This window comes from Ruegeria sp. F5 (genome assembly GCF_056533845.1).
Genome location: NZ_JBQFOU010000010.1, coordinates 176493 through 191103, shown reverse-complemented (window position 1 = coordinate 191103; position 14611 = coordinate 176493). Strand labels below are relative to the sequence as shown.

Here is a 14611-nt window from a genome sequence, read left to right as displayed (position 1 = left end):
CTACTAAAGAACGGCACTTTGAGCCAACCTGTCAAAACCCTCTGCTCTCAAAACTCAATTCAGCCCCGATCCCCTGCTACATTCGCTACATCCGCTACATGGGATTTGCTCCACGGTGGAGCGAAACCATGCATATCTGCACGGATTGAGTGCGTCACCAGCCAATGAGATGTGGCCAAGTTGGCCACAATTAGACGTAGTGGTGCGACCAACTCAGAACTTGCGAGCGCTCGCAAGTTTCAAACGTGCCCGACTCCCCAGACTCGATACACGGCCCGCTGAGACGGTCTAACGGGTTCTGACGGGGTGCTGGCGCTGGAACCGGCTAAATACGCCTGACGGGCATATTTAGGCCTCTCCGGTGATATGCGGGACGTGCAAGAATGCGAATTTTGTGATACCGGTTTAGTACATTTATAGGGGGTACGTGCCGTGTTACGCATACTTACGGTTTTAATTGCGCTGGTGTTCTCTTCATCTGTTTGGGCTCACGGAAGCTGCCACCCCAGTACGCACAAAGTGAAGCAGAGCTTTCCGCAGTCGACATTGGCACAAACTCCAACTTTGTGGGTTCGAGGCGGTTACACATTTTCCGCTCTTCGGCAGACCAAAAAGAATGACACCAAGCTCTACTCAGACAGGAAATGGGCGAAGGGTCCAACTACAGACGTATTTGGAAATAAGGTCGAGCGATGGACACAGGCCTGCCTAGCGACTGTGTACGCAATGATTGAGCATGCGCGTGGCAATGCGGGCTACCGAGTAGGCCAAGATAACACTTGGATAGAACCCGATGGGCCTGTCACGATAGCGGGGGCGACTAAACAGGAAATTGCACCAACGGTGGAACTTTTTCATGGTCAATTTAGACTTGGAAACCCAGTAATTCTTAAGGGCAAAAGCGACTCTGTAGGGACCGACCATTTTATGCTCGCGATAGGCATCAAGGCAAACAATGATATTGTCGCACTTGACCCTTACACTGGGCGTATGATTGATGTGGTGAACACTGGAGCGAACAATTGGTCCGTTGCACTGCCGGGCATGCGAGATACTTACACGTTGCAGTCAGTCAGAAAAATCAAAATGTAAACTTAAAGTGGCAAGCTTCTCGCGTCTGGACTGGCTTCGCAGCCTGGTTGATGTCCTGTTCTTCTTTTTCGCGCCGCCATTTTGCGACAGCCCTCCTTGCAATACTTGGCGTCGATCCGCTTCCACTCGGGCATAAGCTCTCCGCAATATGCGCAATGCCAGCCTCGGGAATAGTTCTGCGCCAGCTTGCCCGCCCGTTGCGTGATCCGTGTGATGTTCTGCCAAGGCCACGACGCAACACCCATGCGCACATAGGGCGGGTCCAGTTCCTCAATCCAGATTGATGCGTGGTTAGTCATATGTGTGTAACTTTTCCGGGAACAGCCTTTGAAATCGTTAGTGTTTTTCGGTCTAACTACCAGTTTGTATTGCGTTGGCCATTTATCCAGGAATTGAAATTCACGACCCTGTTTATTACCTTTGAAACATCATGATGTTTTGGTTTTTCTTTTTTGTCTTGGTGATAGCGGGAACTATTGCTGCCTACATGTTCCCGCTGATTGGTTGGCCAATCGCGATAGGCCTATGGCTGATTGCTATTGTGGCGTGGTGGAGCGACCGGCGTTCAGGAGCTGGGTAATTATTGCTTTTCTCGCGGCACTCGGTGCCTCTTTCTTAACCGATTGACCGCCTCTCAGCAGAGTATCAACAAGCTCTTCCAGGTTCGACCGGCGAACGCTTTGGGCTGCTTTGTTTGCCATCGTTCCTGCGGTTGCTGGGAGTAAGCCAGCAGCAGCCAACCAAGGATTGCCGGTCATTGCCGCGCCAGTGAATCCCGCGCCACCGATACCCCCCGTTGCCCATGTGCCTTTGCCTCTGATACCTGCTTTGTGTCCTGTACTGCTTCCATTTTCTGCCCCTAACTGCCCATTGGGGCGGTATCATAGTACCCCAATCAAAGCAAGAACGGGGCGTGAACATTTACCGGGATTTGAGGCGCAAGAGCACCACCCTCACAGCTGGAATTATTTTTGCGCTGCCAACGCTCTATGCCGAGCCGCTGCTGGCTTGGGTCAGTGGTTTCTGCGCACTGATCTATCTCGCACTCCTCATGGAGATGTGACACAGTTTTGGGCGTTGCTTTCGACGCCCGTTCCAAAAGTGTGTCATACATCGGCTAAATGTCTCAGAAATTCCGTGCTATAATGGTTTCAGAATTTTCTGCAGTTGCTCAGTTTCTAATGCCAGATTCAGATAGAAAACCCATCTTCATTAGCTATCGGCGAACCGATGAGCCTTTCGCGGCGACACTAATATATGACAAGTTGGCCGATGCGTTTGGAGGTGATCGTATCTTCAAGGATGTCGACAGCTTTGAACCCGGCGATGACTTCCCTGAAAAACTGGCTCAATTCGTTGAGGATTCTGACGTCCTTTTGGCGATCATCGGCCCCAAATGGCTTACAGCTGGGGATGAACTAGGACGGCGGATCGACAATCCACTTGATTGGGTAAGGATTGAAATAGCCTCGGCTATAGAACAGCAGAAGCGCGTGGTGCCGGTGCTTGTTAACGGCGCAGAGATGCCTAGGACGGACGAACTGCCGGTAAACCTTCAACCTCTCGCCCACAAGCACGCATTCCGCGTCAGTGCGGATCACGCTGGTCCCGAAAGCAGAGGTTTAATCAAGTCGCTGGAGCGGATGCTTGAACAAGCCGTTCAGGAGCGTTCAGACGCAGAACTTCAAGCACAAGCCGAAGCAAAGCGAAGGGAAGAGGAGGAAGCAGCTCGAAAGCGAGACGCCGAGCTAAAGGCTGAGCAAAAGGCTGGTTTGGAAACGGATCTCTCTCCCTCCGAAGTTGAGGCGCTTCGTGCGACACACAATTGGGAATACATAAAGTCACGCAGAAATATAGAAGAACACCGCGACCACATTGCGCGCTTTCCTAAGGATGAATCAGCCCGTTTTGCGTTCGCGGCGCTTGATAAGATGGTTTGGGAGGGCACCGACCTATCATCGATGGATGATCTTGAAACCTATCTAAGCGAGTTCTCTAATGGAGTACATTTGGATGAGGCAACAAATGAACTGTCTAAGTTGCGCGAAGAAAAGAAAATCGAAGAAAGCAGAGCAGCCAAACTTATCGAAGAACAGGCTGCGTGGGCGGACGTAGCCGCAAAAGGAAAAACGGAACTCATCCACGAGTTTCTGGAGCGTTTTCCTGATGGCGAGCACGCGCTAGATGCGCAGAAGCGCTTGCGCGAATTGCGCCAGCTCCCGAGACGTGGAGTAATAACTGCCGCCGCCGCCGGAATCGCTGGCGTCGGCCTTGGAGCCTGGCAAATGCTACCACAAAACTACTTGTGGCGGTTACTGAACGATCAGAGCGTACGCGTTTTCACGGGGCATTCAGAACCGGTTCGATCTGTCGCCATAGCACCAGACGGTAAAACAGCGCTGTCAGGTGGCGAGGGTGGTTCTCTGCAAATCTGGGATTTGGCGACCGGAGAGTTAGTCAGGTATTTGGCTGGGAACAATATGCCAATATGGTCAGTCGCGTTTGCCCCCGATGGAAAAACGGCGTTATCCGGTGGCGAAGGTTTTCTGGCGCTTTGGGATGTGGAGACCGGAAGGCTAATTAAAGACTTTGAATGGAACCCAGACTACTGGATTTATTCAGCGGCCTTCACGCCGGATGGTCAAAGGGTGTTGGCCAGCGCCGGTAGGGGCAGCATAGGGGTTTGGGATGTGGCGACTGGAAAGAATATTAGTTTCGATCCAGTCGGAATGTTTGTTAAATCTGTCGCCGTTGCACCGGATGGTAACACTGTGGTCTATGGCGCGGGCAACGGAATTGTGGGGCTCTGGGATATTACGACCCGCGAGAAGGGAAGGATCTTTGAGGGGCTCAAAGGCGATGTTGATTCTGTCGCCGTTTCACGAGACGGTGCAACGATTTTGGCATGCGGCGGTAGTGTTGCCATACGCGTTTGGGATTTTTCAACCGGAGATAATATTTGGAGTTTGAAGGGGCACTCAGAACCTGCCTTGTGCGTTGCTATTTCACCAGATGGGCTAACAGCCCTTTCTGGCGGTGCTGACAGAACTGTGTGGCTTTGGAACTTGAAAACCGGAGAAGCGATCAGGGCTTTTGAAGGGCACACAGGCTCGGTGCTTTCTGTCGTTTTTTCACCGGACGGTACAACAGCGCTGTCTGGCAGCGAGGACAATACAGTGCGATTGTGGGAGGTACGAGGCGTATAGGCTCCTACGGTAGTGCTGCTGAGGCAGAGGGCCTTAGTTCTTGGCTTGTATCGACGTATGATCGTGTCTCGTGGCTTTCTGATTTTGCGACAAGAATGATGAAGGTTGTGATGAAACCCAAGGCCGCGCGTGTGCGAGCGAAAGAACTGAGTGATATTCAGCTACCCCAATTCTGCAAACCATGTTGGTCTCTTGCCTGTTCCCAGGTGAGCCCCTTCATGCGGTCTAGCCTCGTTTCATACTCGCCAATGCTCTCGGAGTCAGTCCGGCTCACAATTGCGACTTTGCCCGGTCCCCAGTCTACAATAGCGTAGACCGTTGCTTCCTCCTCATTGACGTTGCCGTCCTTGTCCTCGAACAAGGTTCGGAATTGAAACACACTGGCTTCTGTGCCGCCATGTACTTGCTCAAGTTTCTTCATTCGAGATTTCAGGCTCATTTCTGTGCCTCCAATGCTGTGATCCGGCGTTCCAGTTCGGTCGTTTCCAGCACCCGCCTGTACTGTTCCACCAGACCCATGACCGTTGCGCCTTCCAGCGGCGTCACCTCACCCTGAGAAACGGCCTGTAGCACTGCCTGTGCGGCCTCTGAGGCGTCCTCGGCGGATTTGATTGGTGGAAGGTCAAAACTAACCGGCGCGTCCTTCCTCGTGGGCGCTATCCGCTCCAGGCAAAGACGCAGGGCTGTGCTGTCGCCCTCAAGTGCCATCTCGACCGCTTTCTGCGTGATTTGTTCAGATTGACCCTCAAGCAGTTCTTCAACCGCCCGGGTGACCCGGTGCCGGGTTCCTCTGGGCTTGCCGGGATTGCCCTGGGCGAATTTGCCGCTCTCGTCCGTGTACGAATTGGCCACGTTTTTTCGTTCGGATTCATCCGTCATGCTCGTTCCTCATTTTCTTGATTGATGTTCACGACGCGCTGCAATTCTGGTGTCGTAGTCGCGTTGCTTCGGGTTGCTTTCCCACAAAGCCCCAGCCCCAACAGGACACGCTCAAAAGCGTCCACTTCGTTCAGGGGTATATGGCTAGATGTATATATGGGGGAGTTTTTACCCACGGCAGACGCCCCATTTGGGCCAAAAGCGGGGTAATTTTTACGCCTTTGATTGTCCAAATGGGTAGAATTTACCCCACCCATGGGTAATTTTTCCCCCAAGGAATGGGTAGTTTTTACCCGGGGCTTTTTCTTTTTCGGAGCCGGTTTCCAACTCATAAATTCTCTCGTGGCTGAGCCCTCAGAGGTCTTTTCTTCGGTCAGACGGTAGGTGGCGGATTGGCCGATACCGGAAGGCCCAAGGCAGTGCCCACGGGTGACTACAATGAAGCCACGCTCAATCAGGGTTTCGAAGTAACCGGCGACTGTTTTCCGGCTGATGTTCAAAACCACAGAAGCGTCCCGGTGGCTGAGGTATATCCCGCCGTTGTTGCCGCCGTTAAAGCGGCGTTTCAGTTCGACATACAGCGCGCGTGGGCCGGGCTTGAGGGTGGCCCAGGCTTGTGACGCCTGAAACCACTCCATCAATTGAACGTGGCGAGGGCCGCCACGCTTGTTTGCTTTGTACGCGCCGCCCATCTACGCAGCCTCCGCCTTGCTGAGGGCGTCTATGAACTCAGGCAGCAACTCAGCTTTGAAGGCCACACCTTGCTTGCCAGGCAGCATCTCCCCGTCTTTTGAGACGAAGAACACGCGGATATTGATGAGGTCATGTCCCTGGAAGTCATCCCGGCTGACGCGAAACTCCTCGCGGCTGTTCTTGGGGATCTGGGTGATGAGGGCCATCAGCGGCCCTCCCCATAAAACAGCGCTGCGACGATGCGTGCAGCGGCTTCTGAGAGGCCGTGCTTGCGACGAAGGGTAGATACTTGCAGGTCCCGGGTTCTCATGCCGCCACCTCGTTCGCCTGGATCAGTTCCACTTTGCTGACGAGGAAATAGATGCCGAACTTCTGTCGTCCGGTGTCGGCATCGCCACGATACATCTTGCATTCGATGTTAACGCCGTCATCGCGCCGAAGGGGTAGCACCTGATCCGACAGACGGCAGTAACTGGCCGCGTAGAGTGGCGACCGCATCAGGCCTTCAAGGACTTGGCGCTTGTGCTTTGATGCGTAGATTTCACGCGGTTCCTGGCCCGGATCGGTGACCCGATACAACGCCAGGGCCGTCAGGTTGGGAAGGTCTGCCCAGCGATACACACGCAATGCGTTTGACGGTGGGAGTTCAGTTTCGATTGTTTGGTTTTGCTCGAAAGTAACCATTTATTGTCCTTCTTTTGTTGAAAGACATCGGGCTTTCGGCTATTCTCTCAGTGCCACCTAAAAGAATTCGCCTCCGCCCGTGCCTCGGGTGGGGGTTTCTTTTAGGCGGCAGCACGCTGCGATTTGGCTTGTTGGATTAGGTCTTGGATTTCGGCTTCCGACCAGCGGGTTGTGCCTTCCAATTTGAGCGGTTCGGGGATTTTCCCTGCGGCGGCCCGACGCCATACGGTCGCGACACTACAACCAAGAATGGCTGCAGTATCCCTCACTGAGAGCAGGCGGTCTCCTGTGTCTGCGTTCATTTTCAACACCTCGCGGTTGATTGCGACATGTTGTGCTTAGGCTCTGCGCCAATATTAATCGTGTAGGAGGAAAAAGGTTTATTTCTTCCCGCCCGACAGTAATGCCAGAGCAACTTCTTTTTTGGGGTCCAACGCCCGATCCGTTTTTAGAAATTTTTCCATTTCGAAGTAAATTTCGACAACCCGCTCAAAGCCCGGCCCACCATATGACCGAAGCTCTTCTGCGACCAAGTCACACGCAGAAGGGCTAGCCACGAATAACTCACCTGTGTCTGTGTCTCGATCCAGGGATGCTTCGCTTCGAGTTTTGTTTATGCCGTACCGTTCGTGCAGCAGACGTACGGCTATACAAATCCAGTTGTCTCGTTCGTAATTGTCACCGCGTTTGCGACCGCGTTTCCCTTTTGGCAATCGATCCGTCAGTGCAATTGATGCCAACAATCTCAATCCAGATGGTAACGGGCCGTCGGCCTCCAGGTTCGTACCAGCTATCAATTTGCCATACGCCGCCACGTTTACGTTTGTCAGAGAATAAATCAGCAGATGTGAGGCCTGTTCTTCGTTAATATCGAAGAACACTCGTCCGAATTCGTTTTCCACTGTTTTAATGTCTAATTCGTAAATGATCCTGTCGGCGTCGATATCACGCTGTTGAAACAAAAGCTTTCCGTCGGTGATATGAGGGCGTAGTAGCATCTTTAGAAACGACCTGGCGTCCGAAGGAATATCAGCAATACGTTGTCGCACTTCAGCGTTTTTGTTCTTCCGATCATCCATCATTTTGCAGTCATCCTGACAAACTGCCCGTTTTCCTGGGCCACAAGTTTAGCCCACTTGTCCAGCGCGACGGCGCGCTCATCCAGCAGTTCAGCCTGATTGTAGACTCGAGCAACGGCACTGGGTTTCGATCCCGTGGCCGCGTGGTTCAAAACGCGATCCACTACGGATTCTGATATGCCGCGCTCGGCCATGTGCGTGGCGAACGCCGTGCGTATGTCGTGAAAGCGCCAGTGTTCGAATTCATCACCTAGAAGCTTGTCCAAGCGAGCTTTTGCTTTGCTCCATCCTGATACCGGCGTTCGCCCAGTCGTGCTAAACAGGTAATCCTCTTGCGCATCGTCCATCTGATCCAGCCGCTTTAATGCGCGTTCAACTTCAATCATTGCTGGCTGCGAGAGGTGGGTAATGTGCGCTCGGTCGTTCTTCTCGTCGGAGATGGCCTTCTTGAACCTGGAGTTCGTGAGGTCCAGTTCGCTCTTGCGCAGCCCTGTAACGGAACTGCGGCGCTGTACCGTCAGCAGGAGCAGCCTGAGCAACGGCCCCCACAGGTCGCCCAGTTCGAAAGACTTGGCCCAAATTTCACGGACCTCAGCAAGCGACAGAACTCTCTCACGAATGCGCTCTTTCGTGGCTCGCTCTAATCTGTCGCCCACGTCCTCCTTCAGATATTCACGTCGCCATGCCCAGCGCGTGAAGTGTTTGAGTGCGGCCCTTATGCGGTTCGCCATGAACAGCTTGCCTTCCTTGGCCTTGTCATCAATCGGCGTTTGGAGGCTGGCGCGGGTCAGGTCACCAACCGGATGCTCAAGGTGCTTTGAAAGTGCGTCCATTAGCTGGCGCTTTCGCTCATCTCCTGATTTCAGGTTGCAGAGGTGCAATTCGGCATATTTATCCAGCACATTCTGGATCGTTTGTATGCTCGCTGCAGCCTTCTGCTGTTCCCGCCGTGCGTCCTCAGCATCCAACACGCGGTCAAACCCTCGGGCAGCTTCCGCCTCGATGTCGAGCGCCACCCTGCGGGCTTCCGCCAATCCAATTGGGCCTGTCTCACGCTTTCCTGCGGCATTCCAAGTACAGTACACACCCAGGGTGTGCTTCCGCTTCGCACCGCGCTTTACGCGCTTTTCGTACATCCAGACTGCCCGACCAGACGAGTACACCCTTAGTCTCAGCCCGGTGCGCTTCGTATCCGATATCTCATGCCGGCCTGCCTCTGGCGGTTCCAGCCTCTTAAGATAGGGTTCGTTTAGCTCAAGCTTCACCAAAACACCTCTGGGGGACTCTTGGGGGACAAATTCCGCTAGATTGCATGACACAACATGAGACCAGTTTAGACGCACTATGACCGGGGGACAATAGTGGATAGCTATAATTTACTGATGTTTTGGCAGGAAACCGCGCCAGTATGAGACGACATGGCATGAGGTGCGGTTTCGCATCAAATTGTGGGTGTTTCTGACTTTTAATCAGTGGGTCGCAGGTTCGAATCCTGCACGGCTCACCACTTTTTTCAAAAAAGAAAAATACGCTGAACCTGGCTGCGCTACGCAAGTAATTGACTTCGAGCATAAGCAGGTTCGTGGCCTGAAATTGGTCCAGCGGATCAGGTGCTGCCCGTGCAGTATTGGTGCATATCAACTCCTAACCAGACCAAGCAGTGGGATCGTCATTGCCGTGTTGGATGGCGTCCAATGCGTCCTTGTAGGCCGGCTGCTCACGAATGACCTCCATGTAGGCGTCGCCCAACAGCTGCCCGGAAACGACGTCCATTGGGTAGTGCACGCCGCCAATCACACGACCATAACCGATTTCGCGCCCGAGCTTCTCTAGCGCGTCAGAGTGCTGCGGAAACAGATCCGAAAGAACCGAGGTGTAAACAATGGCCCGGATCGTATGTCCACTGGGATAGGACGTCACCGGGAACGCAGTGGCGACCGGCTCAACCTTATCATTGACAACGAAAGGGCGCGGAATGTCGTAGTTTGCCTTGACCAGATTGTAGTCGTCGCGCACCTCGTCGATGATTTGATCCAGCATGCCGCTCAGGGCCTGCGTATCTACATCCAACAATTCAGGTGCAACGATCGGTGCGAAACGTTCCAGATCGACGGGTTTTTGCACGAAATCAACCTGTTCCTGCGTTCGACTTTCCTGCATCCACATGACAGCGAACATTTCCTTGTCGAACTCCGCCGTGCCGGGTTCAGCCGGAGGGCCAATCAGTGTGACGCTGTCGAGACTGTTGGGCGGATAGAACTGACCTGAAATAGCAGGCCCACACAAGGCTACCAAGGCAATAGCGGCAACGGAACTCTTGAACACGGCAACTTCCCCCATGGCTTTTTCAATGCATTTCCAGAACCTGTGTCAGGCTTCGGCGATCATGGTTCCCCAACTGGAAAAACCACCGTCGGTCTCGCAGATAATTGTCTCGGAACCCGTCACGGCATCGGTTCCGAAGTAGCAATTCGCGAATGCCGGGGTGCTCAGATAGGCCAGGTTCAGGGCAACAAGACCCAAAGCGGCAATGTGTTTCATGGTACTCACTCCCATTAGGTGAACCTCATGTGGTGACGGGTACCAGCCGGGAATATTGCGCAGGAATTAAGATTGCTTAATCCGGAAACCACACATGCCGTAAAAGGCCGCGATGCGCTTGTGATGGCGAGGGTTCAGCGACGACGGCGGCGGATTGCGTGTTTGCCGAGCCCCCAACCTCGGCACACGGCTTGCCGCGACGGTCTAACGGGCAATGACGATGACTGCCTGATGAGCATTTGGGGAACTCTGTGAGGAAGTGTAGATCAGCGGCGTGAACAGAGCATTGCACACCGCTGATACGCGCGTTTTACTTCGCCTTCTTTTCGAGGTTTTGCCAAAACTTCAGCTTTTCATCGAATGTCTTCTCCATCTCTTTCGGCTTAACTTTGGGGGCGGCCTGCTGAACAACATGCGCCACCTCATGCCCGAGCAATTTTTTTGCCGCAGAAGCAGTCTTGGCGGCCTTCGACACCTGAACCAGAAGGTCTTTGTTGGCCTTTGCATCCATGCCTTTCGCCTTTTTGGCGCTAGAGATGGCCTTCTGCGCAACTTTGCCCTGTTTCATAGCCACGGCAACGGCCTTCTTGAGTGGTGCCAATGTCTTTTTCGCCACTGGCGAGGCTTTTTCAGCCTGTTCAATTACCTTGGCCTGCCGGACGGCTGCCGCCCCAATTTTGTCCGCCTCTTTTTCAAGCTTAGTTAGGTCTTTGACTTCAATCTTCACCTTGTGTCTCCTTGGCCCGATATGTTCCGTTGTTTCGTTTGGCAGATGTGCCCGATTCCGTATGGGCGTTCAGTGAAGTCGGACACCTTGGCAAAAAAACGGCGGCGGTTAGCGGTTGTGCTGTTTTTGCCCGCTGTGTTGAACGCCAGCGGATGCGTCCGCCACTGACGGTTGTACCGGGTTCAGGAGCTTGGCGCCCATCGGCGCGCGGCATTTCCTTTGTGTTGAAGCAACAACGTGATTTATTGGACCTACATTTTTTGCCTGGAGAAATACATGAGACGTCTTGCAGTTATTCCTTTCATTGCTGCCTTGGCAGCATGCGACACTCCGACCGACATTGAAGGCACGGCCATTGATGCCGGCGAAGAGACAGCAATCATCAAAGGATTTCAGACCCCCACACCGACCGAAGCAGAACAAGCCAACGCTGAAGTTCAGTGCGGCGGACCCGCCACGTTTGAAAGCGCAACCCCCGTGGGAGATGGATTCTACGACCTCAAGTTCACGTGCGACTAGCGTTTGATCTGCTTTAGGCGCCCTTTCTTTGCCGCCTGCTTGCGATGCTTTGCGCCCGAGAGTGCATCGACCACGGCGAAATTCCAACTTAACCAGAAGTTGGACCCCGCTTAATGTTTGGCTGCTATCGTTTGGACCTTCGCGATGGAAACATCGACCAAAAATGGGCAGCGACTTTCAGTAAGTCCAAGCGGGAGTGGAACGATGGGTAGGACCCGGTGCCTTGCGTTATCCGTTACAGCTATGCTGGCGATGGCATCGACCAGCCATGCTGAGGAGTCGCACATTGGATGCGGCATTACTGAACTGCTGCACAGCAATACCTCCATAAGGTTCGTCGGAGATAATCCAACCGAAGCTGATGTCGGCGACAGACGCATTCTGCACTGGTTCCTCGAGGACCTAAACGGGCTATACGTTGGGTCCTTTGATGTTGTCACAACGGTCCTGGGCGGAACACCGGAAATGGGTCATTACGTTCGAGTGGACGGGTCAATCAACCTGCCCAATGGAAGCATCTTTGTGGCGACCAGCACGTCTCTGAGCGACGCAACAGACACAATGAGTTCTGGCACCGCACAGGAAGTCATCGACTGGGCTGTGATTGGAGGAACGGGCGCGTTTTCGAATTCAAGCGGTGTGGTGTCCATCAAAGTGCCGGACGAAGGGGCTGATCACCTTGAGAACCGCCCAATGACATTGACGCTGAACTGTTAAGAAAAGCCTTCGACTTCTATACGCTTGCAGCCAGTCCAGTTCTTCGATCCCAAGTGTCGCGTATTCTTGATCCGTCATTATTGTTCGGTCTGCCGTAACGAAATACCCCGCTCAGGGTACGACCGGAACGTAAGCAAATGCTATCAGCAGGCGTGTTCTTCAGGAATAAACCGGCGGGCTCGTCTTTTTGGCTGGCCAAATCCCCATAATTGTCAAAAGTTACGCGGAACCATCATTTTGAAGTAGAACGCGAGATTAAAGACATGAATTTTAAGTTTGTTTTCCTGCCCCTAGTCATGGCGTTGGCGGTTCCCGTCTTCCCGAAGCTGGCAAACGCGAAAGGTGCTGACCAGTTTTATGCACTCTGGGCTGAGTATCAGCAGTTTTGCAGCAGCGCATTCGCAGCACCCGAGGGCGTACATGCCGATCCGATGGAGGATTTCGGTTTGTCCGGTGAGATTGAGCTGATCAGGACCGATGACAGGGCACATGTGGATTACCTCGTGATCAGTGCATCACCCTTTCCCCCGGATACGCGCATACACGGGATTGTCAGCGACAAAATAGGTAACCAAATCGAGCAATCCTGCTTCGTAAACGAGTCCTTTTCAGGCGAACTGTCACAAATCGCCATGGCCCAGCTTGGCGACAGTGTAGAAGCGGCTTTTCGCGCCTCTGACGGGTTTGAGTTTGTGGGCGGTCGGCGAGCCATCCTAATGGGTGGCGATACAAATGATGTTGACTATTATTTTATTCTGAAAGGCGCATTTGTTGGCCAGGACATCATCACGCATGTGACAATCTCTTTGTACGATATGGCAATCGAGCATACGAAGGTCTTTCAGATAGCCGAATGACAGGCCTGTCTATCGTGAATTTCATTCACCATCTGAACCGGTTTATTGAATTCTAAATGCCAAACATTTGCGCTCTACTACAGCTGTCGAGGGGCGCAAATGGTCAGACGGACGCGAAGACGGGAGACAACAGAAGATAGCTCGGGTCCGAGCCCGTCACCTGCCTTTCAGGTAGGCGGCGCTTTGCGGCCGTTATCGTCGTCCGAACTGGCCGCCATCGAGGCGCATGCATATGATATTCTTGCGACCGTGGGCATGTCCGGCTTGCCGGAAGGGGCCACCAAGCGTGCGGTTGATGCGGGGGCGTGGCATCGCCCGGATGGACGCCTGTGCTTTTCAGCCGAGACAATCCAAAGCGCGCTGGCCCGCGCCCCGCGCGAGATCACTTTGCCGGGGTTTACTCGGGACAGGGATTTGCAGATCGGTGGTCGCCGGGTTCACATCGGCACCGGCGGCGCGGCAGTGCAGACGCTTGATGCCGCAACCGGCACTTACAGGGACAGCACGCTGATCGATCTTTACGATCTGATGCGCGTGTTGGAGGCATCACCGAATATCCACTACGGAGTTCGGCCCGTAGTTGCCAGGGATGTGCCGGACCCGTTCGAGTTGGACATCAACACCGCCTTTGCCTGCCTTAAGGCGACGTCGAAACCCATTGGCATCAGCTTTTGCCACCCGGACCATATCAATCCGATTGTCGAGATGTTCGATATGGCGCTTGGCCCTGCGCACTCCTTCCGCGAAAGACCGTTCTGCATGGCGGTCATCGTTCATGTGGTGCCGCCACTGACCTATGCCGCCGAAGGCATTTTGATGCTTGAAAAGGCTGTGACGGCAGGCATGATTCCGCAGATTTGTTCGGCGGGGCAGGCCGGTGCGACCAGTCCGGTGACCCTGGCGGGTGCGCTGGCTCAGGGTCTGGCGGAATGCCTTGCGGGCTTGGTCGTGGTTGACGGGATCCAAAAGGGCAGCCCCTGCATCTATGCGCTGATGCCCTTCATCTCCGACCTGCGCACCGGAGCAATGAGCGGTGGCAGCGGTGAAGCTGCGATCGCAAATGCCGCCGCAGCGCAGCTTCTGGCCCATATCGGTCTGCCGTCCACCGTCTCGGCGGGTATGACGGATTCCAAGGTCGTCGATGCGCAAGCCGGCTATGAAAAAGGCTACACTGTCGCTCTGGCGGGCCATGGCGGTGCCGACATGATCAATCTGTCGGTGGGGATGCTGGGCTCTATCATGGTGGCTAGCCCCGAGGCGATGGTCATCGACGACGACATGTGTGGCGCGATCCTGCGCAGCATCAGGGGGATCGAAGTGAACGCGGAAACGCTCGATCTGGACGCGGTAGAGCGTGTCGTCACACAGGACGGGCACTATCTGGGTGAAACCGAAACGCTGAAACGCATGAAATCTGACTACTACTACCCTGCGCTTGCCGATCGTCAGAGTGTCGATGACTGGGTGTCCGCAGGCTGTCTTTCAATCTGGGATCAGGCGCGAACACGTGTAGCAGAGAATCTGGCCGCACCGCCTTCGGCACATCTTGATCCCGAGGCGGAAGCGCGTATTCGCGCCCGCTATCCTATCCGTCTTCAGCCGTAAAAAGGAACCGAC

18 protein-coding genes are annotated in these 14611 nt (G+C 54.0%); 7 read left to right on the top strand and 11 right to left on the bottom strand.

Features of this window, described 5'->3' with window-relative positions; all coding sequences use genetic code 11:
- Positions 1-432: 432 nt before the first annotated feature.
- The 3 genes from ACR0K1_RS16520 (at position 433) to ACR0K1_RS16510 (ending at position 4298) form a co-directional block, all read left to right on the top strand.
- A complete protein-coding gene (locus tag ACR0K1_RS16520) occupies positions 433-1092 on the top strand; it encodes a hypothetical protein (protein ID WP_480851313.1) in 660 nt (219 codons plus the stop codon).
- 913 nt (positions 1093-2005) lie between these two features.
- Complete coding sequence (locus tag ACR0K1_RS16515) at positions 2006-2155, top strand: hypothetical protein (protein WP_480851312.1); 150 nt, start codon at positions 2006-2008, stop codon at positions 2153-2155.
- A 58-nt stretch (positions 2156-2213) separates the two neighbouring features.
- Positions 2214-4298, top strand: a complete 2085-nt coding sequence (locus ACR0K1_RS16510; protein WP_480851311.1) for a toll/interleukin-1 receptor domain-containing protein — start codon at positions 2214-2216, stop codon at positions 4296-4298.
- 157 nt (positions 4299-4455) lie between these two features.
- Here the strand turns inward: ACR0K1_RS16510 and ACR0K1_RS16505 are convergent, their stop codons facing one another.
- From ACR0K1_RS16505 to ACR0K1_RS16455, 11 genes are all read right to left on the bottom strand, one after another.
- A complete protein-coding gene (locus tag ACR0K1_RS16505; protein ID WP_480851310.1) occupies positions 4456-4737 on the bottom strand; it encodes a hypothetical protein in 282 nt (93 codons plus the stop codon).
- Positions 4734-5177: a DUF5681 domain-containing protein gene (locus ACR0K1_RS16500; protein ID WP_480851309.1), complete on the bottom strand. Its 444-nt coding sequence runs from the start codon at positions 5175-5177 to the stop codon at positions 4734-4736. The genes ACR0K1_RS16505 and ACR0K1_RS16500 overlap by 4 nt, the downstream gene beginning before the upstream one ends.
- Positions 5174-5869, bottom strand: a complete 696-nt coding sequence (locus ACR0K1_RS16495) for a hypothetical protein (protein ID WP_480851307.1) — start codon at positions 5867-5869, stop codon at positions 5174-5176. Before ACR0K1_RS16495 ends, ACR0K1_RS16500 begins: the two co-directional genes overlap by 4 nt.
- The gene (locus ACR0K1_RS16490; protein WP_480616468.1) at positions 5870-6076 is read right to left on the bottom strand and encodes a transcriptional coactivator p15/PC4 family protein; all 207 of its coding nucleotides are present in this window, start codon (positions 6074-6076) and stop codon (positions 5870-5872) included.
- Positions 6077-6176: 100 nt separating this feature from the next.
- Positions 6177-6554 carry a hypothetical protein gene (locus ACR0K1_RS16485; protein WP_480851305.1) on the bottom strand — a complete coding sequence of 126 codons (378 nt, stop codon included), beginning with the start codon at positions 6552-6554 and terminating at the stop codon, positions 6177-6179.
- 101 nt (positions 6555-6655) lie between these two features.
- Positions 6656-6856: a helix-turn-helix transcriptional regulator gene (locus ACR0K1_RS16480; protein ID WP_480851304.1), complete on the bottom strand. Its 201-nt coding sequence runs from the start codon at positions 6854-6856 to the stop codon at positions 6656-6658.
- A 78-nt stretch (positions 6857-6934) separates the two neighbouring features.
- Positions 6935-7636, bottom strand: a complete 702-nt coding sequence (locus ACR0K1_RS16475) for a hypothetical protein (protein ID WP_480851303.1) — start codon at positions 7634-7636, stop codon at positions 6935-6937.
- Entirely contained in the window at positions 7633-8898 is a 1266-nt protein-coding gene (locus ACR0K1_RS16470; protein WP_480851301.1) for a tyrosine-type recombinase/integrase, read from the bottom strand. The genes ACR0K1_RS16475 and ACR0K1_RS16470 overlap by 4 nt, the downstream gene beginning before the upstream one ends.
- 379 nt (positions 8899-9277) lie before the next feature.
- Positions 9278-9973, bottom strand: a complete 696-nt coding sequence (locus ACR0K1_RS16465) for a phosphatase PAP2 family protein (RefSeq protein WP_480851299.1) — start codon at positions 9971-9973, stop codon at positions 9278-9280.
- A 30-nt stretch (positions 9974-10003) separates the two neighbouring features.
- Positions 10004-10174 (bottom strand): hypothetical protein, encoded by a 171-nt coding sequence (locus tag ACR0K1_RS16460; protein ID WP_480851298.1) that lies wholly within the window; start codon positions 10172-10174, stop codon positions 10004-10006.
- A 310-nt stretch (positions 10175-10484) separates the two neighbouring features.
- Positions 10485-10901, bottom strand: a complete 417-nt coding sequence (locus ACR0K1_RS16455) for an eCIS core domain-containing protein (protein ID WP_480611999.1) — start codon at positions 10899-10901, stop codon at positions 10485-10487.
- Between the two features lie 276 nt (positions 10902-11177).
- On the opposite strand from ACR0K1_RS16455, the gene ACR0K1_RS16450 reads away from it, so the two are divergent.
- The 4 genes from ACR0K1_RS16450 (at position 11178) to ACR0K1_RS16435 (ending at position 14599) form a co-directional block, all read left to right on the top strand.
- A complete protein-coding gene (locus ACR0K1_RS16450; protein ID WP_480612000.1) occupies positions 11178-11420 on the top strand; it encodes a hypothetical protein in 243 nt (80 codons plus the stop codon).
- Between the two features lie 243 nt (positions 11421-11663).
- The gene (locus ACR0K1_RS16445) at positions 11664-12137 is read left to right on the top strand and encodes a hypothetical protein (RefSeq protein ID WP_480851297.1); all 474 of its coding nucleotides are present in this window, start codon (positions 11664-11666) and stop codon (positions 12135-12137) included.
- A 263-nt stretch (positions 12138-12400) separates the two neighbouring features.
- On the top strand, positions 12401-12994 hold the full coding sequence (locus tag ACR0K1_RS16440) for a hypothetical protein (protein WP_480851296.1): 594 nt from the start codon (positions 12401-12403) through the stop codon (positions 12992-12994).
- 99 nt (positions 12995-13093) lie between these two features.
- Positions 13094-14599 carry a trimethylamine methyltransferase family protein gene (locus ACR0K1_RS16435; protein ID WP_480612003.1) on the top strand — a complete coding sequence of 502 codons (1506 nt, stop codon included), beginning with the start codon at positions 13094-13096 and terminating at the stop codon, positions 14597-14599.
- Positions 14600-14611: the final 12 nt, after the last annotated feature.